At 69.6% G+C, this 17,891-nt stretch carries 17 protein-coding genes and 1 rRNA gene; 14 read left to right on the forward strand and 4 right to left on the reverse strand.

The window, feature by feature from the left end:
* Nucleotides 1-13 precede the first annotated feature (13 nt).
* Nucleotides 14-130: ribosomal RNA gene (rrf, locus tag ACFVY3_RS05810) — 5S ribosomal RNA — on the forward strand.
* Between the two features lie 449 nt (nt 131-579).
* On the opposite strand, the gene ACFVY3_RS05815 is transcribed toward rrf, so the two are convergent.
* Complete coding sequence (locus ACFVY3_RS05815; RefSeq protein WP_400159068.1) at nt 580-1,914, reverse strand: hypothetical protein; 1,335 nt, start codon at nt 1,912-1,914, stop codon at nt 580-582.
* On the opposite strand from ACFVY3_RS05815, the gene ACFVY3_RS05820 reads away from it, so the two are divergent.
* The 13 genes from ACFVY3_RS05820 (at nt 1,867) to ACFVY3_RS05880 (ending at nt 14,157) form a co-directional block, all read left to right on the forward strand.
* A complete protein-coding gene (locus ACFVY3_RS05820; protein ID WP_290258247.1) occupies nt 1,867-2,733 on the forward strand; it encodes a hypothetical protein in 867 nt (288 codons plus the stop codon). The genes ACFVY3_RS05815 and ACFVY3_RS05820 overlap by 48 nt on opposite strands.
* 6 nt (nt 2,734-2,739) lie before the next feature.
* Complete coding sequence (locus tag ACFVY3_RS05825; RefSeq protein ID WP_400159069.1) at nt 2,740-3,732, forward strand: HAD-IIA family hydrolase; 993 nt, start codon at nt 2,740-2,742, stop codon at nt 3,730-3,732.
* Between the two features lie 10 nt (nt 3,733-3,742).
* On the forward strand, nt 3,743-3,994 hold the full coding sequence (locus tag ACFVY3_RS05830; protein ID WP_400159070.1) for a hypothetical protein: 252 nt from the start codon (nt 3,743-3,745) through the stop codon (nt 3,992-3,994).
* Nucleotides 3,991-4,797, forward strand: coding sequence for a TlyA family RNA methyltransferase (locus tag ACFVY3_RS05835; protein ID WP_400159071.1), 807 nt, complete (start codon nt 3,991-3,993; stop codon nt 4,795-4,797). Before ACFVY3_RS05830 ends, ACFVY3_RS05835 begins: the two co-directional genes overlap by 4 nt.
* 44 nt (nt 4,798-4,841) lie before the next feature.
* Nucleotides 4,842-5,840, forward strand: coding sequence for an NAD kinase (locus ACFVY3_RS05840; RefSeq protein ID WP_290258243.1), 999 nt, complete (start codon nt 4,842-4,844; stop codon nt 5,838-5,840).
* Nucleotides 5,841-5,843: 3 nt separating this feature from the next.
* Complete coding sequence (gene recN / locus ACFVY3_RS05845; RefSeq protein ID WP_400159072.1) at nt 5,844-7,583, forward strand: DNA repair protein RecN; 1,740 nt, start codon at nt 5,844-5,846, stop codon at nt 7,581-7,583.
* A 63-nt stretch (nt 7,584-7,646) separates the two neighbouring features.
* Nucleotides 7,647-9,401, forward strand: a complete 1,755-nt coding sequence (locus ACFVY3_RS05850; protein ID WP_400159073.1) for a CTP synthase — start codon at nt 7,647-7,649, stop codon at nt 9,399-9,401.
* A gap of 26 nt (nt 9,402-9,427) precedes the next feature.
* Entirely contained in the window at nt 9,428-10,093 is a 666-nt protein-coding gene (locus ACFVY3_RS05855; RefSeq protein ID WP_400159074.1) for an NUDIX domain-containing protein, read from the forward strand.
* Nucleotides 10,090-11,139, forward strand: a complete 1,050-nt coding sequence (gene xerD, locus ACFVY3_RS05860) for a site-specific tyrosine recombinase XerD (RefSeq protein WP_400159075.1) — start codon at nt 10,090-10,092, stop codon at nt 11,137-11,139. The genes ACFVY3_RS05855 and xerD overlap by 4 nt, the downstream gene beginning before the upstream one ends.
* A 138-nt stretch (nt 11,140-11,277) precedes the next feature.
* Entirely contained in the window at nt 11,278-11,781 is a 504-nt protein-coding gene (locus ACFVY3_RS05865) for an RNA polymerase sigma factor (protein ID WP_400159076.1), read from the forward strand.
* A 2-nt stretch (nt 11,782-11,783) separates the two neighbouring features.
* Nucleotides 11,784-12,563, forward strand: coding sequence for a hypothetical protein (locus ACFVY3_RS05870; RefSeq protein ID WP_400159077.1), 780 nt, complete (start codon nt 11,784-11,786; stop codon nt 12,561-12,563).
* A 33-nt stretch (nt 12,564-12,596) separates the two neighbouring features.
* Nucleotides 12,597-13,118, forward strand: coding sequence for an 8-oxo-dGTP diphosphatase (locus ACFVY3_RS05875; protein WP_400159078.1), 522 nt, complete (start codon nt 12,597-12,599; stop codon nt 13,116-13,118).
* 127 nt (nt 13,119-13,245) lie between these two features.
* A complete protein-coding gene (locus ACFVY3_RS05880) occupies nt 13,246-14,157 on the forward strand; it encodes a hypothetical protein (protein WP_400159079.1) in 912 nt (303 codons plus the stop codon).
* A gap of 111 nt (nt 14,158-14,268) precedes the next feature.
* On the opposite strand, the gene ACFVY3_RS05885 is transcribed toward ACFVY3_RS05880, so the two are convergent.
* From ACFVY3_RS05885 to ACFVY3_RS05895, 3 genes are read right to left on the reverse strand one after another with little or no spacing between them, the layout of a single operon-like run.
* A complete protein-coding gene (locus tag ACFVY3_RS05885) occupies nt 14,269-15,408 on the reverse strand; it encodes a bifunctional 2-methylcitrate synthase/citrate synthase (RefSeq protein ID WP_400159080.1) in 1,140 nt (379 codons plus the stop codon).
* A gap of 60 nt (nt 15,409-15,468) precedes the next feature.
* Complete coding sequence (prpB, locus tag ACFVY3_RS05890) at nt 15,469-16,371, reverse strand: methylisocitrate lyase (protein ID WP_364137912.1); 903 nt, start codon at nt 16,369-16,371, stop codon at nt 15,469-15,471.
* Complete coding sequence (locus ACFVY3_RS05895; RefSeq protein ID WP_364137910.1) at nt 16,371-17,891, reverse strand: MmgE/PrpD family protein; 1,521 nt, start codon at nt 17,889-17,891, stop codon at nt 16,371-16,373. The genes prpB and ACFVY3_RS05895 overlap by 1 nt, the downstream gene beginning before the upstream one ends.

Genomic DNA, 17,891 nt, shown 5'->3' on the forward strand with positions numbered 1-17,891 from the left:
CGGGTAACAGGGTTACGGCGGTCATAGCGTGGGGGAAACGCCCGGTCCCATTCCGAACCCGGAAGCTAAGACCCACAGCGCCGATGGTACTGCACCCGGGAGGGTGTGGGAGAGTAGGTCACCGCCGGAACATCATTCAGGTCGAGAGCCTCCAACCACACGGTTGGAGGCTCTCCCACTTTAACCACCCATACAGGGTTCAGACAGAGCGCCGGTTACTCCCACACCCGTACGTAGTCCACCCGCATCGCCCCGGCCTCACCGAGAATCCTGGCCCCCCGCCACCCGGCCGCGCGCCGTCGTGGTTGCTCACGCCGTCGCCCTGGAGGGTCCAGACATTCTGCTCTCTCCGGGCCGGTATCCGCCGTTTCCGCGAGGAGAAGTGATGCGGGGCGCGACCGGCCGGCATCGCCCTGTGAGGCGTGCCACCGCGGGGCCCACGGGGCGCCGGCAGTTAGCCGGGGGAGTGCTCCTCGCCTAGAATTGAATGAGATGTACGGACTTCGAAGCGCTTGATTTCGGGTTGCGTAGGAACGAAACACGAAAAACAGAGCGGCTGCGATTGCGCCAGTGGTCGGCTCACAACAGGAGGAATCCAGCATGGCTGATCACAACGACGGTAACCGCGGCCGCGACGACCGCGGCAACTTTGGCGGGGGCCGTAACGCCGGCGGCGGCGGATTCCGACGGGCCAACAACTCCGGCGGCGACCCCCGCGGCTTCCGCGGCCGGGATGATCGTGACCGCAGGCCGTACGGTGACCGTCCGGCCCGAGACGGTGAGCGTCCGGCCCGCGACGGTGAGCGTCGCAGCTTCGGTGGCGACCGGGATCGTAAGCCGTTCGGCGACCGTGACCGCAAGCCTTTCTCGGGTGGGAACGACCGTAAGCCTTACGGCGATCGTCCGGCTCGTGATGGCGAGCGTCGCAGCTTCGGTGGCGATCGTGACCGTAGGCCGTTTGGTGACCGTCCGGCCCCTGATGGTGAGCGTCGCAGTTTCGGTGGCGACCGGGATCGTAAGCCGTTCGGCGACCGTGACCGCAAGCCTTTCTCGGGTGGGAACGACCGTAAGCCTTACGGCGATCGTCCGGCTCGTGATGGCGAGCGTCGCAGCTTCGGTGGCGATCGTGACCGTAGGCCGTTTGGTGACCGTCCGGCCCCTGATGGTGAGCGTCGCAGTTTCGGTGGCGACCGGGATCGTAAGCCGTTCGGCGACCGTGACCGCAAGCCTTTCTCGGGTGGGAACGACCGTAAGCCTTACGGCGATCGTCCGGCTCGTGATGGCGAGCGTCGCAGCTTCGGTGGCGATCGTGACCGTAAGCCGTTTGGTGACCGTCCCGCTCGTGATGGTGAGCGTCGCAGCTTCGGTGGCGACCGCGACCGGAAGCCGTTCGGCGACCGTGACCGCAAGCCCTTCTCGGGTGGGAACGATCGTAAGCCGTTTGGTGATCGTCCGGCTCGTGATGGTGAGCGCCGTAGCTTTGGTGGCGATCGTGATCGTGATCGTAAGCCGTTTGGTGATCGTCCGGCTCGTGATGGTGAGCGCCGTAGCTTTGGTGGCGACCGGGACCGCAAGCCGTTTTCCGGCGGAGACAACCGCAAGCCCTTCGGCGACCGCGAGGACCGTCCTGCCCGCAGCTTCGATCGTGGCGACTCCGGGCCGCGCCAGTTCGGCCGCGACCGCGCGGAGGACCGTCCGGTCCGCCAGCCCAACGCCGCCGACCTGCGCAGCGCCAACCGCCCCGACCGGGACCGTTCGCCCGAAATCGACGAGGACGTCACGGGCAAGGAACTGGACCGCGCCACGCAGCACCAGATCAAGACCCTCGAGGACAACAGCGCGACCTGGGTGGCCCGCCACTTGGTCATGGCCGGCCGCCTGATCGACGACGAGCCCGAGCTGGCCTTCCAGCACGCCCTCGCCGCCAGCCGCCGCGGCGGCCGTCTCGCCGCCGTCCGCGAAGCCGTGGGCCTCACCGCCTACTCCGCCGGACACTACGGCGAAGCCCTGCGCGAGTTCCGCACCTACCGCCGGATCAGTGGCTCCAACACGCATCTGCCCGTCATGGCCGACTGCGAACGCGGCCTGGGCCGTCCGGACCGTGCCCTCGACATGGCCCGCTCGGAGGAAGCCAAGGACCTGGACGCCCCCGGCAAGGTGGAACTCGCCATCGTGGCCGCCGGCGCCCGGACCGACCTCGGCCAGCTGGATGCCGCCGTGTCCGAGCTGGAGATCCCTCAGCTCGACATCAACCGCGCCTTCTCCTACAGCCCCCGCCTGTTCCGCGCCTACGCGGACGCGCTGACGGCCGTGGGCCGCGAAACCGAGGCCGCCAAGTGGCAGCGCCAGGCCGTTGTGGCCGAGAACGCCCTCGGCCTCGGCGTCGACGAGGAACCGGACATCATCGACCTCGGCTGGGATGAGGAGGAGGAAGCCCGCGAGGAGCAGCGCCGCCGTCGTCTCCTGAAGGAGCAGGCGGACCGCCAGGCTGGCATCACCGCTGACGAGGCCCCGCGGGCCGCCAGCGCCGCCGCGGTCGCCGGCCTGCCGGAGAACACCGAAGGCCGGGCCGACGACGTCGACTCCGGTTCCGACGACGAAGAAGCCGGCTTCTTCGAGTCCGACGACGCCGAATCCGACGAGGATTCGGTGGAAGCCGACGAGCTGGCCGGCCACGAAGACAACACCGGCCACGAGGACCACGCCGGCAACCGGGACCACACGGAGGACTAGGCCCCGATGGACCACGACTGGCTGATCTCGCGCTTCGACGCGCTCCTTTCGGACCTCGACGGGGTCGTCTACGCGGGACCGCACGCCATCCCCGGTGCCGTCGAGGCGCTGGGACGGCTGGCGGGGATCGGCGTCGGGCTGGGCTACGTGACGAACAACGCGTCGCGCAGCCCCGCCGAGGTCGCCGCCCACCTGCGTGAACTGGGCGCGCCCGCCGAGGATGAGCAGGTAGTTAGTTCCTCGCAGGCCGCCGGTGAACTGCTGGCCGCCAAGCTGCCCCCGGGCTCCCGCGTCCTCATCACCGGCGGCCCCGCCCTCGCCCGCGAGATCGAACTCGCGGGCCTGGTACCGGTCCGCAGCCAGGCCGACGAGCCCGTGGCCGTCGTGCAGGGCTTCCACCCGGACCTGGGCTGGAAGGACCTGGCCGAGGCGGCCTATGTGGTCGCCGCCGGCGCCCTCTGGGTGGCCACCAACACGGACCTGTCGATCCCGCAGGCCCGCGGCATCGCGCCCGGCAACGGCACCCTCGTGGCCGCCGTCGCCTCCGCCACCGGCAGCACGCCGCTGGTCGCAGGCAAACCCGAGGCACCGCTCTTCCACACCGCCGCCAAGCGGCTCGCCGCGGAACGGCCCCTGGTGGTCGGTGACCGCCTGGACACCGACATCCTCGGCGGCAACAACGCCGGATTCGCCACCGTGGCGGTCCTGACCGGCGTCGACACCCGCGAGAGCATCCTCGCCGCCCGGACCGCCGAACGCCCCGGCTACTTGATCGAGGACCTCGACGGACTCTTCCAGCACTACCCGGACATCGAGCACGACGGCGGGGCAGGGTTCCGCTGCGGCGCCGCCACCGCCGTCGTGGACGGCACGGTCCTGCGCATCACGGGGGACCCCGCGGACCTCGATGCCTGGCGCGCCGGCTGTGCCGCGTGGTGGGCCGCCACCCCGGAGGCCGCCACCGCCCAGGCGCCGGAGCTGCACTGGACCGGTCACTAGACTGAAAGGCATGATCGAATCGCCCCGCCCCGCCGAGCCCGCACCTGCGGGCGCACCCGGCGTCGGTGACATCCAGCCGGACTGGCCCGAGCGTACGGCGGACGCACCGCTGGCCGCCGACCCCGCCGTCGAGGCGCTGCTCGAACCTCTGGACACGCTCGCGCACCTGCCGGTAGCCGACCACGGCGACGTCTATGGGGCCCTGCACGACGCGCTGGCCGACGCCCTGAATGAGGAAATGACGGGGGAGGCCCGCGCGTGACCCGGCTGGATCAGGCGCTGGTCAGCCGCGGACTCGCCCGCTCCCGCACCCACGCGGCCCGGCTGATCGCCGACGGCAAGGTCAGTTCGGCGGGCACCGTCCTGGCCAAGGCCTCGCAGCAGGTGGATGACGCGACCGGCCTGGACGTCGCCGCCACCCCGGGGGATGACTACGTCAGCCGCGCCGCGCACAAGCTCGCCGGCGCCCTCGACGCCTTCCCCGCCGTCGCCGTCGAGGGGAAGCGCTGCCTCGACGCCGGCGCCTCCACGGGGGGCTTCACCGAGGTGCTGCTGCGCCGGGGCGCGGAGCACGTGGTGGCGGTGGACGTCGGCCACGACCAGCTGGTCCCGAAGATCCGCAACGACCCGCGGGTCTCCGTGCACGAGGGCCTGAACGTCCGGTACATGACCCCGGAAACCATCGGAGGGCCGGCCGCGCTCACCGTGGCGGACCTGTCCTTCATCTCCTTGACCCTGGTGGTGGCGCCGCTGGCTGCCTGCACCGAACCCGGCGGGGATCTGGTCCTGATGGTCAAACCACAATTTGAGATCGGCAAGGACCGACTGGGCCGCACCGGCGTCGTCACCTCCGAACGGGAACGGCGCCTCGCCGTCGAAAAGGTGGCCGCCGCGGCCCTGGACGCCGGACTGGAACTGGCCGGGCTGGCGCAGAGCCCCCTGCCGGGGCAGGACGGAAACGTCGAGTACTTCCTGTGGATAAAACGCGCGATCCGGGCGGACCTGCCTAAGATCGAGGAGCGGGACGCGGCCCTGGCCGCGCTCCTTGGAACCATCTGGACCTAACCAGCAGCCCATGCAGCAATCGAAGCAGTAGAAGGCGGAACCTGATGAGCAGGCGTGTCCTCATCCTTGCCCACACCGGCCGCGAGGACTCCCTCAAGGCCGCCTGGGACGCGTGCGCCATGCTGCACGCCGCAGGCATCGTGCCCGTGATGCAGAAGTCCGAACTCGGCGACATGGTGCGTTTCTACGGCCGGCTGGACCAGCCCGTGGAGGTCCTGCACGACCACGTGAAGCTGCACGACGTCGAACTCGTCATGGTGCTCGGCGGTGATGGGACCATCCTGCGCGCCGCGGAACTGGTGCGCGAGGTGGACGTGCCGATGCTGGGCGTGAACCTCGGGCACGTGGGCTTCCTGGCCGAGAGTGAGCGCGCAGACCTCGCCCAGACCGTGGACTGGATCGCCAGCCGCCAGTACACGGTGGAGGAGCGGATGACGATCGACGTCCAGGTGTGGGTCCGGGGCCAGAAGATTTGGCACACCTGGGCGCTGAACGAGGCGGCGATCGAGAAGGGCAACCGCGAACGGATGCTCGAGGTGGTCACGGAGGTGGACGAACGCCCCCTGACCTCCTTCGGCTGCGACGGCGTCGTCCTCGCCACCCCCACCGGCTCCACCGCCTACGCCTTCTCCGCTGGCGGCCCGGTGGTGTGGCCGGAGGTGGAGGCCCTGGTGATCGTCCCCATCAGCGCCCACGCACTGTTCGCCAAGCCGCTGGTGGTCTCGCCCCGCTCCCGGCTGGCCGTCGAGATCCTCGGCCGGACGGACGCCCAGGGCGTGCTCTGGTGCGACGGACGCCGGTCAGTGGACCTGCCCCCGGGTGCCCGCGTGGAGGTCACCCGATCCGCCACCCCGGTCCGGCTGGCACGCACCCACCAGACCCCGTTCTCCGGCCGCCTGGTCAGGAAGTTCGAGCTCCCCATCCAGGGCTGGCGCGGCCCGGTGCCGCAACCGGACGCCATCCCCACCGGCCCGATGCCCGTGGTGCGGACGCCCCGGCCGATGCCGCTGCCCGACCCCACCGATCCCTCGACTGCGAAGTGACCCATGCTTGAAGAACTGCGAATCCGCGACCTCGGTGTCATCACGGACGCCACCCTCCCGCTCGGCCCCGGCCTGAGCGTGGTGACCGGCGAGACCGGTGCCGGCAAGACCATGGTGGTCACCGCCGTCGGCCTTCTCCTCGGTGCCCGGTCCGACGCCGGGGCCGTTCGCAGCGGCGCCAAGAGCGCCTCCGCCGAGGCGGTTCTCAAACTCGACGCCGGCCACGCCGCCGTCGAACGCGCCCGTGAGGCCGGCGCCGAGGTCGAGGAGTTCGACGGCGGCGCCGAGCTGCTCCTGGCCCGCAGCGTCGGTGCCGACGGGCGCAGCCGCGCCTACCTGGGCGGCCGGACCGCCCCCGTGGGGGTGCTCGCCGAGATCGGTGGGGCCCTGGTGGTGGTCCACGGACAATCCGACCAGATCCGGCTCAAGAGCGCCGTGGCGCAGCGGGAGGCGCTGGATAAGTTCGCGGGGGAGCCGCTCGCCAGGACGCTCGCCGCCTACCAGCAGCTCTACACCCACTGGAAGGGCAGCCAGGCCGAGCTGGACGAGCTGCGCAACGCGGCGCGGGAACGGCTCCGCGAGGCCGAATCGCTGGAGGCCGCCCTGGCCGAGATAGACGCCGTGGAGCCGCAGCCCGGCGAGGACGAGGCCCTCAAGGCCGAGGCGGTCAAGCTCGCCAACGTCGAGGAGCTGCGGATCGCCGCGAGCACCGCGCACCAGGCCCTGATCAGCGAGGACTTCGGCGAGGAAGCCGACGCCACCACGCTGGTGGACGCCGCCAAACGCACCCTGGAACACGTCGCCGAGCACGACGCCGAGCTCGGTTCGGCGGCCGCCCGGCTGGCCGAGGTGGGCTTCCTGCTCAACGACATCGCCGGCGAGCTTGCCAGCTACCAGGCCGGCCTCGACACCGAGGGCCCCGAGCGGCTCGCCCAGATCGAGGACCGCCGCGCCGCGCTGGCCGCACTGGTGCGCAAATACGCGCCGAGCATCGACGAAGTGCTGGTCTGGGCCGACCAGGCGCGGGAACGCTTCACCGAGCTGCAGGACGACTCGACCCGGATCGAAGCCCTGGAGGCCGACGTCGTCCGCTCCGAGGCCGAACTGACCAAGCAGGCCGCGGCAATCAGCAAGGCTCGCAAGAAGGCGGCCAAGGACCTCGCCGCCCGCGTCAGTGCCGAGCTGACCGCCCTGGCCATGGCCGACGCCACGCTGGTGATCAATATCGAAGCCGGGGACGGCCTCGGGCCCTACGGCGCCGACGAGATCGCGTTCCTCCTCCAGCCGCACTCGGGCGCCCCTGCCCGCCCGCTCGGCAAGGGCGCCTCGGGCGGTGAACTCTCCCGGGTGATGCTTGCGATCGAGGTGGTGCTCGCCGCCGTCGACCCGGTCCCCACCTTCGTCTTCGACGAGGTCGACGCCGGCGTGGGCGGCCGTGCCGCCGTCGAGATCGGCCGCCGGCTGGCCATGCTCGCCCGGCACGTCCAGGTCCTGGTGGTCACCCACCTGCCCCAGGTGGCGGCCTTCGCCAACCAGCACATCCGTGTCACCAAGACCTCCGTCCGGGGATCCGACGGCGCCACTGCCACCGGCTTCACCTCCAGCGACGTGCAGCTCCTGGATGAGTCCGAGCGCGTCCGCGAACTCGCCCGCATGCTGGCCGGCCAGGAGGACTCCGAGTCGGCCCGCGCCCACGCCCAGGAACTGCTTGACGACGCGAAGCTCCTGCCGCGGCAGGCGTGATCCCGCGCGCCGCTGGGATGACCATCACAGCGGCGCGATTCGGACCCTCAGAAGACCGATTTGATGATAGGCTCAAATTCCGTGGTGCAGCGATCAAATTCCCGTGTAAATTCCCGGTTCCCGGGCTCGTCCAAGACGACCAAACACATCTTCGTCACCGGCGGTGTGGCGTCCTCGCTCGGAAAGGGTCTGACGGCTTCGAGCCTCGGCCACCTCCTGCGGGCACGCGGCTTGTCTGTAACTATGCAAAAGCTCGATCCCTATCTGAATGTGGATCCGGGCACGATGAACCCCTTCCAGCACGGCGAAGTCTTCGTGACTGACGACGGCGCCGAGACCGACCTCGACGTCGGGCACTACGAGCGCTTCCTCGATGAGAACCTCGAGGGTTCCGCCAACGTCACGACCGGCCAGGTCTACTCCACCGTGATCGCCAAGGAACGCCGCGGCGAGTACCTCGGCGACACCGTCCAGGTCATCCCGCACATCACCGACGAGATCAAGCGCCGCATGCGGCTGCCCGCCGAGGGCAAGAACGCCCCGGACGTCATCATCACCGAGATCGGCGGCACGGTCGGCGACATCGAGTCCCAGCCGTTCCTCGAGTCCGCCCGCCAGGTCCGCCAGGACATCGGCCGGAACAACGTCTTCTTCCTGCACGTCTCCCTGGTCCCGTACATCGGACCTTCCCAGGAACTGAAGACCAAGCCGACCCAGCACTCCGTGGCCGCGCTCCGCTCCATCGGTATCCAGCCCGAGGCGATCGTGATCCGCTCGGACCGCGAGGTTCCCCAGGCGATGCGCGACAAGATCGGCCGGATGTGCGACGTCGACCTCGACGCCGTCATCGGCTGCCCGGACGCCCCGAGCATCTACGACATCCCCAAGACGCTGCACTCCCAGGGCCTGGACTCCTACATCGTCCGCGCGCTGGACCTGCCGTTCAAGGACGTCGACTGGACCAGCTGGGATACCCTGCTTGAGGCCGTCCACAACCCCAAGCACGAGGTTGAGATCGCCCTGGTCGGCAAGTACATCGACCTGCCGGACGCCTACTTGTCCGTGACCGAGGCGCTGCGCGCCGGCGGCTTCGCGAACAACACCAAGGTCAAGATCCGCTGGGTCCCCTCGGACGAGTGCGACACCGAGGCCGGCGCCAAGAAGGCCCTGGCCGGCGTCGACGCCATCTGCGTTCCCGGCGGCTTCGGCATCCGCGGCCTCGAAGGCAAGCTCGGCGCGCTGAAGTTCGCCCGCGAAACCAAGCTTCCGGTCCTGGGCCTGTGCCTGGGCCTGCAGTGCATGGTCATCGAGTACGCCCGCAACGTCGTCGGCCTCGAGGGCGCCTCCTCCTCCGAGTTCGAGCCGGACTCCAAGTACCCGGTCATCGCCACGATGGAAGAGCAGCTGGACATCGTTGACGGCAAGGGCGACCTGGGCGGCACCATGCGCCTGGGCCTGTACGAGGCCAAGCTGGACGAAGGCTCGGTCGTGGCCGAGACCTACGGCACCACCAAGGTCAGCGAACGCCACCGCCACCGCTACGAGGTCAACAACAAGTACCGCGACCAGATTGCGGCGCAGGGCCTGGTCTTCTCCGGTACCTCCCCGGACGGCAAGCTGGTGGAGTACGTGGAGCTTCCGCGCGAGGTGCACCCGTACTACGTCGCTACCCAGGCCCACCCGGAGCTGAGCTCCCGGCCGACCCGCCCGCACCCGCTGTTCGCGGGCCTGGTCCGGGCCGCCCTGGACCACCAGCACGGCAACCACCAGCAGGGTACCGCCAAGCCGGCGGCAAAGGCCGCGGCGCAGGCCAAGTAACACCAACTACATCAAAGGACGGCGCGATGCCCGGAATGTCTGAGACCCATGATGCTGCACGGCAGGTTTCAGATGAGCCGAGCCCGCGCCGTCTTTTGTCGTCCGAGAAGGTCTACGAGGGCCGGATCTGGGACGTGGTCAGCGACAGCTTCCAGCTGAATGACGACGGCGACGCCCTGACCCGGGACTACATCGACCACCCAGGCGCGGTGGCCGTGCTGCCGATGAACGACGACGGCGAGATCCTCCTGATCAAGCAGTACCGGCACCCGGTGGGCATGGCGCTATGGGAGATCCCGGCCGGATTGCTCGACGTCGAGGGCGAGGACTTCGTGGCGGGCGCCGCCCGGGAACTCGCCGAGGAAGCCGACCTCGCGGCCGCGGAATGGAACGTGCTGGCCGACTTCTTCAACTCGCCGGGCTCCTCCAGCGAGGCGATCCGGATCTACCTGGCCCGTGGACTGAGTGACGTGCCCGGCCACGAACTGCACGTCCGCACCGACGAGGAGGCCGAGATCGAGCTGCACTGGCTGCCGCTGGATGCGGCCGTCACAGCGGTACTGGAGGGGCGCCTGCACAACCCGTCCGCCGTCGTCGGCATCCTCGCCGCTGCCGCGGCCAAGGCCGACGGCTTCGACCGGCTCCGGCCCGCGGACGCGCCCTGGCCGGCGCACCCCAGCCAGCGCGGATGACCGGCCTGCTGGCGGCGGAGCCTCCCGCGGCGGCTGCCTCCGCTCCCGACCCGGCGGCACCGGCAGCCGCGGACGCCACCACGGATGCCCCCCGGCCGCCCACCGCCGTCGACCGCGCCATCACCGACTACCTGCAGCACATGGGGGTCGAGCGCGGACTGGCCGCCAACACCCTGTCCGCGTACCGGCGGGACCTGGCCCGTTACGCGCGGCACCTGGCCGCCGCGGGGCGCAACCGCCCCGAGGACATCACCCGGCGAGACGTCACCGCCTTTGTCCATGCCCTCTCCGACGGCTCCGACGGCGGGACCGCGCTGGGCGTCCGGTCCGCCGCCCGCACCGTCGTCGCGGTCCGGGGGCTGCACAAGTTCTGGGCCCTGGAGGGCCTCACCCCGACCGATCCCGCCAGCGACGTCCACCCGCCGATGCCCGGCAAACGGCTGCCCAAGGCCATCACGGTGGACGAGGTGACCCGCATCCTGGAGGCGGCGGGTACGGACACCGCCACCGGCCTGCGCGACCGGGCGTTGCTGGAATTCCTCTACTCCACGGGTGCCCGCATCAGCGAGGCGGTCGGACTGGACGTGGACGACATCGCACTGGCCGGGAGCGCTCCCGACGACGGCGGGGGGCCGGCGATCGTGCGCCTCTTCGGCAAGGGCTCCAAGGAGCGGCTGGTGCCGCTGGGGTCCTACGGTGCCCGCGCGCTCGACGCCTACCTGGTCCGGGGCCGGCCGCTCCTCGCGGCTAAGGGCAAGGGCACACCCGCGCTGTTCCTCAACGCCCGCGGCGGCCGGATCAGCCGCCAAAGCGCCTGGACCATCCTGAAAACGGCTGCCGAGAAGGCCAACATCACCAAGGACGTCTCCCCGCACACGCTGCGGCACTCTTTCGCGACCCACCTGCTGGAGGGCGGCGCCGACGTCCGCGTGGTGCAGGAACTGCTGGGGCACGCCTCGGTCACCACCACGCAGGTCTACACCCTGGTCACCGCCGACACGCTGCGCGAAATCTACGCCGCCGCACACCCGCGCGCCCTGGGCTAGCCTGCCTGGGCTCTCCGGCGCGTTCCCCAGACGTTGCGGCACTGCGCCTGATTTTCGACACGCCCGTGTGTAAGGATCCGGGCGCCCCGGGACACTGATTGGGTAGAACCACGTCATCGATTGTTCGGGGGAAACATCATGTTGGCTGCGAAGGAGCAGGCATTCATTGAGCTGCATGACCAGCACGCCGCCCGTGTCTACGGCTACATCGCCCGCCGCATCAACGACGCCCACCGGGCCGAGGAGCTCGCCGCGGACGTCTTCCGCATCGCCTGGGAGAAACAGTTGCCTGAACCGCCCGGCATCGGCTGGCTCCTGGCAACCGCACGCAACGTCCTCGGCAACGAATACAAGGGCCGCCGACGTCGGCAGGAACTGTTCGAACGACTCGCCGAGGAGGCGCGCACCGAGGACGTCACCACCGCCGGCGACCAGCGCTCCGTCGTAGCAGCCGTGTTGATGAAACTCCGGGACAAGGACCGCGACATCCTCATGCTGACTTACTGGGAGGATCTCAGCGGCGCCGAACTGGCCGCAGCCCTCGGCTGTTCGGTCTCGGCCGCCGGCGTCCGGCTGCACAGGGCCCGGCGTGCCTTCGCGAATGCCGCACCCGCCCACCTCATGACAGAACGGAGAGACTAGCCATGGACCGCATCGAACAGCTCATGAAGGACATCAAGCCGTCGGTCACGGTCCCGGACCGCGGGGTCCTCCGCTCGGAGGTGACGTCCACGGACCCGAACGTGGTCACAATGCCGCGGGCCGCCTCCGCGCACCGCGAGGCCACCCGGCGACGCCGTACCAGGATTGCCGCCGCGGCAGTGGCCGGCCTCGCCGCCGCGGCGGTGGCAGGCGCCGTCGTCGTGGGCGGGAACTTCCCGACGGCGCCCGGACCCGCGCTGCCTGTGCCGGCCGGGCCGAACATCACGATCAGTGAGAGCGCCCCCGCCACGCCGTCGCCGTCGCCTGCTTCACCGACGCCGTCGCCGACGTCTCCGGTGCCGGCTACCCCCAGCCAGACCGCCCCGCCCAGCACCGGGGGGGTGGCCTGCACGCCGGCGAACATCGACCAGCTGCGCAACGACCGACAGCCCACAATCCTGCCGATCCCCGCCGCGGAGAAGCGGTACTACACCGTGCTCGGCTGCGCCGACGGTTGGCTCGCCTACGTGATCTCCGATGAAGGCGGGCAGGCACTCAAGCTCGACGGCGGGAACGCATGGTTCCGGCTCGCCAAACTCCAGAATGGCCGCTTCCTCTGGGATGTCCGCCAACCCTCGGCCACGGTCTACAACTGGGAGTTCCAGGCGCTGAACAACCAGGGGCTGACGGCGCAGCAGGCCATGGACAAGGAGTTTGCCGAGAAGGGGATCCCGGTCACTCTGCGGCCGCAGTTGGTCGGCGAAGGTCCGGCCGGCAAATAGAGCCGCCTGGAGAGCGGCTACTAGGCTGGAACCATGACAGCCGCACCGGTGACCCTCTGCTTCGCCCTCCGGGACACGCCCGACGGGACCGAGGTGCTATTGGGCCTGAAGCGGACCGGGTTCGGGCTGGGAAAAATTGTGGGTATCGGCGGCCACGTCGAACCCGGGGAGACCGACGCCCAGGCTGTCGTCCGCGAGGTTTTCGAGGAAACCGGGCTGATCGTTGCCGAACCCGACCTCAGCCACGCAGGCCTCGTGGAGTTCGTCTTCCCGGCCCGACCCGAGTGGAACATGTCCTGCCGGCTCTTCACCACCCGGCGCTGGGACGGCGAACCCGCCGAGAGCCGCGAGATCACCCCGGAATGGTTCAGCACCACCGAGCTGCCCTTGGAGCGCATGTGGCAGGACGCCGAACACTGGCTGCCGCCGGCGCTCTCCGGCGAGACGATCGACGTCGTCGTCGTCCTGAATGACGACAACGAAACGGTGGCCTCCGTCCGCTACCCCGATGAGCAAGGGAAGGGTACGCAGGGGGCCGCCGGGGCGCAGCGCTAACACGCTTCCCGCCGGGAAACGATGCCGCCCGGCGGGGCGAGACCGGCAGTCATTCGGCGGGCCGGTAGCCTAGGCGTGAAAATGCCGGATCCGCCGGCACCTGATCCGCGCACCCTGGAGGCCCGGCATGAGCGGCAACAACCTTCACCTCCCCGGCGACGACGACGGCGACTATCCCGACTCTGCAGACCGCGGGGACTCTCCGGGCGACGCCCGACGGCGCTGGCCGCTTGCCGCCGCCGTCGTCGTGCTCGCCCTGGCAGCGGTGGGAGGCGGCGTAGCCGTCGCAGCGACCATGGGGTCCAAGGCGCCCGCGGCAGCCTCGTCACCGGCGCCCTCCGAAACCCCGACGACGCGCGCCGCCACGCCGTCGACCAGTGCCGCGGCGGCCCCGTCCCAAACGGCAACACCCACCGCCACGGCCACGACCCCGGCCGCAGCAAACACCCAGCCGCCCACCGACGCCGCCGCCGACTGGCGGACGTTCACCAGCGCCGACCGCCGGATCAGCTTTGAGTACCCCGGAACCTGGACGGCGACCCAGGCCCCGCCCGCCAATACCGGGTCGACGGACGTGGAGGTTGCCGACGAATCCGGCGTGATCGTGGCGTCCCTGCACTCCGGACCGTCGGGCGGCGTCGGCGGAGCCTGCGAGGGGCCGGTGCCCTACACCGTCCTCGACTCGGTCAACGTCGACATCCCCTACCAGCCGACTAAGGGCTCCGTGAGCCCGAGGTTCGCCTTCCGCGCCCTGCAGGAAGCTGACCACGTCACGGCGTCCTACGGGCTCACCAGCTCCCCGGCCGGCCAAAACGGCAGCACCTGCATGTTCTACAACATCGTCAGCGGGCCCTCCGACTCGCCGCTCTTCTCCTTCGCGGACGCCTACCAGGTGAACACCGGAGTCCAGCAGCAGATCCCCGGCCACAAGGGTCCCAAGTCCTTCCCCACGATGGACGACGCCCGGGCCTACATGCAGAGCGCCGAGTACCTCAACGCCAAGCGCATGATCACCTCGCTGAAGGTCACCCAGGGCTAGCCCCGGCGCCCCACCTGAAACCGGAGCAAACACAGCGGCCCGGCCACCCAGAAGGGGTGGCCGGGCCGCTGTCTTTGCTTTACCGCCTGAGGCGGGGAAGCGCGACGGGAGTTACGGCACGTGCCGCTCTTCCACGCCGTTGTACTCGCTCAGCGGGCGGATCAGGGAGTTCGAGTCGAGCTGCTCCATGATGTGCGCCGTCCAGCCGGTGATCCGGCTGGCAACGAACAGGGGAGTGAACGTCGGGGTGTCGAAGCCCATCAGATGGTAGGTCGGCCCTGCGGGGTAGTCGAGGTTCGGCTTGATGGCCTTGGCCTCGTCCATGGCGGTCTCCAGCCCGTTGTAGAGCCCCAGCAGCTCGGGCCGTCCGTAGTGGGCGATCATCTTGTCCAGCGCAGCCTTCATGGTCGGGACGCGGGAGTCACCGTGCTTGTAGACGCGGTGGCCGAAGCCCATGACCTTCTTCTTCTTGGCCAGGGCGTCCTCCATCCAGGCCTTGGCCCGGGCGGCGGCCTCCTCCAGCGACTCTTCGTGGCGGATGCCGATCTCGTCGAAGGTGTGCATGACGGCCTCGTTGGCGCCGCCGTGCAGCGGTCCCTTGAGCGCCCCGATCGCCCCGGTCACGGCCGAGTGCAGGTCGGAGAGCGTCGAGGTGATCACGCGCGCGGTGAAGGTCGAGGCGTTGAAGGAGTGCTCCGCGTACAGGATCATCGAGACGTTGAACGCCTCGACGACTTCCTGGACCGGCTCCTCGCCGAACGCCATCCAGAGGAAGTTGGCAGAGTAGCCCAGGTCATCGCGGGGCTCCACTGGTTCCTGACCGTGCCGCCGGCGCTGGTCATACGCCACCACAGCCGGCATCGCGGCGAACAGATCCACGGCCTTGGCCATGTTGGCCTCCCGGGAGGAGTCCTCCGCCAGCGGGTGCCGGGCGCCCAGCACCGACGCCGCCGTCCGGCAGACATCCATCGGGTGCGCCGTGACGGGAAGGGCGTCGATGACGGTCTTCAGCACCGGGTCCAGTGCACGCCCGGCGCGCTCCTTGGCGGTGAACTCCGCCAGCTGCCCGTCGGTCGGCAGCTCGCCGTTCCAGAGCAGGTAAGCCACCTCCTCGAAACTGCACTTGGCGGCCAGCTCCTGGACGGGGTAGCCGCGATACAGCAGCGAGTTGGTTTCCGGGTTGACCTTGGACACCGCGGTGTAGTCCACCACGACGCCGGCAAGGCCCTTTTTGATCTCGTTGTCAGCCATGCTGAACTCCTTTGTTCCTAACGCCTGTTGTCCGGCCGGGGCCGGCGGTCCGGTGGGGTGTCAGATGCCGGGGATCTGGAAATTGAACACCCCGGTGTCGAAGCGGTTGTAGGCCTCGTAGTCCACGAGGTCGTACAGCCGTGCACGGGTCAGCATGTTGGGAACCTGTGCCTCCTGGGTGCCGTCTGATTTGATCGTCTCCAGAGTACGCTCCGCCGCGCCCATGGCACTACGAAGCAGGGTCACCGGGTAGATGATCATGTTGACGCCGACGCCGGCCAGCTCGTCCACCGTGAACAGTGCGCTCTTGCCGAACTCGGTCATGTTCGCCAGGATCGGCACGTCCACGGCGTCGCGGATGGCCTGGAACTCGGAGAGATCCTTCATCGCCTCGGGGAAGATCGCGTCGGCACCGGCCTCCACCAGGGCCTTGGCGCGCTGCTGGGCAGCCTCCAGGCCGTCGGTGGCGCGGATGTCGGTGCGGGCCATGATCAGGAAGTTCGGGTCCCGGCGGGCGTCGGCCGCGGCGCGGATCCGCTTGGTGGCGGTGTCCAGGTCCACGACGTTCTTGCCGTCAAGGTGCCCGCAGCGCTTCGGGTTGAACTGGTCCTCGATGTGCAGGCCGGCCAGGCCGGCGTTCTCGAGTTCCTGCACGGTCCGGGCGACATTCATCGGCTCACCGAAGCCGGTGTCCGCGTCCACGATCGAGGGCAGGTCCGTCATCCGGGCGATCTGCCCGGCCCGGGTGGCCACCTCGGTGAGCGTGGTCAGCCCGATGTCCGGCAGGCCCAGGTCGTTGGCCAGGACGGCGCCGGAGATGTACACGCCGGCGAAGCCCTTCTCCTCGATCAGCCGCGCCGAGAGCGGGCTGAACGCGCCGGGGAACTGCGCGATGGTGCCGGAGGAGAGCAGCTCGCGGAAACGGATCCGCTTCTGCTCCGGCGTGGTCTTCGAGTACAGCATTAGAAGAGTCCCTTCGGTGCGGCCGCCAGGTCGATCACGCCGTCGGCGGCCTTGATGTTCAGCTGGTCCAGCTCACCGGCGGCGAGCTCGGGCAGGCGGGCGGCTGCGGCGAGGAAGCGCTCGATCTCTTCCTCGGCCACCAAGCCCGCGGCGAGGGTGCGGAACTTGTTCACGTACTGCTCGCGGGCGAACGGCCGGGCGCCGAGCGGGTGGGCGTCGGCGACAGCGATCTGGTCGGTGATGACGGTGCCGTCCTTGAGCGTGATCTCCACAGAGCCGCCGAAGGCCTTCTCGGCGATGTCCAGGCTGTGGTAGCGGCGGGTCCATTCGGGATCCTCCACCGTGGTGACCTTGTGCCAGAGTTCCACCGTGTCCGGCCGGCCGGCGCGCTCGGGGGAGTAGGAGTCGACGTGGTGCCAGGTCCCGTCCTGCAGCGCGACGGTAAAGATGTACGGAATGGAGTGGTCCAGGGTTTCCCGGCTGGCGGTGGGGCTGTACTTCTGCGGGTCGTTCGCGCCGGAGCCGATCACGTAGTGGGTGTGGTGGCTGGTCTTGATCAGGACGGACTCGACGTTGGCCGGGTCCGTGACCTCCGGGTGCTCACCGTGCAGCTTGCGGGCCAGGTCAATCCAGGCCTGCGCCTGGTATTCGGCGGAGTGCTCCTTGGTGTAGGTGTCCAGGATGGCGCGCTTGGCCTCGCCCTCCTCGGGCAGCGGCACCAGGTAATCCGCGGTGGGGCCGTCCAGCATCCAGGCGATCACGCCGTCTTCGCCTTCATAGATCGGCACGGGGGAGGTCTGGCCGCGCATGGCACGGTCGGCGGCCTCGACGGCCATCTTGCCGGCGAACGCCGGGGCGTGTGCCTTCCAGGTGGAGATTTCGCCCTTGCGGGACTGCCGGGTGGCGGTGGTGGTGTGCAGGCCCTGGCCGACGGACTGGAAGATGGTCTCGACGTCGAGGCCCAGCAGGGTGCCGATACCGGCGGCAGCGGAGGGGCCCAGGTGGGCGACGTGGTCGATCTTGTGCTTGTGCAGGCAGATGGCCTTGACCAGGTTGACCTGGATTTCGTAGCCGGTGGCGATGCCGCGGATCAGGTCGCGGCCGCTGGAGCCGACGTGCTGGGCGACGGCCAGGATCGGCGGGATGTTATCGCCCGGGTGGGAGTACTCGGCGGCCAGGAAGGTGTCGTGGTAGTCGAGTTCGCGGACGGCCACCCCGTTGGCCCAGGCGGCCCACTCGGGGGAGACGCGCTCCTCGATGCCGAAGACCTTGGAACCCTTGCCGCCGGTGCTGGGGCCGTGGGTGAGGGCCTGGGCGCGGGCGGCGACGATCGGCGCGCGGTTCAGCGAGGCGATGGCCACGGAGGCGTTGTCGATGATGCGGTTGATCACCATGTCGGTGACCTCGTCGGTGACCTCCACCGGGTCGGCGGCGACCTTGGCGATCTTGTAGGCCAGCTGGTCCTCGCGGGCCAGATTTTCTTCGCTCTTGTAGACGCGGACGTGGTGTTCCTTGACCAT

Origin of the sequence: Arthrobacter sp. BPSS-3 (genome assembly GCF_044628475.1) — a bacterium.
GTDB lineage: Bacteria > Actinomycetota > Actinomycetes > Actinomycetales > Micrococcaceae > Arthrobacter.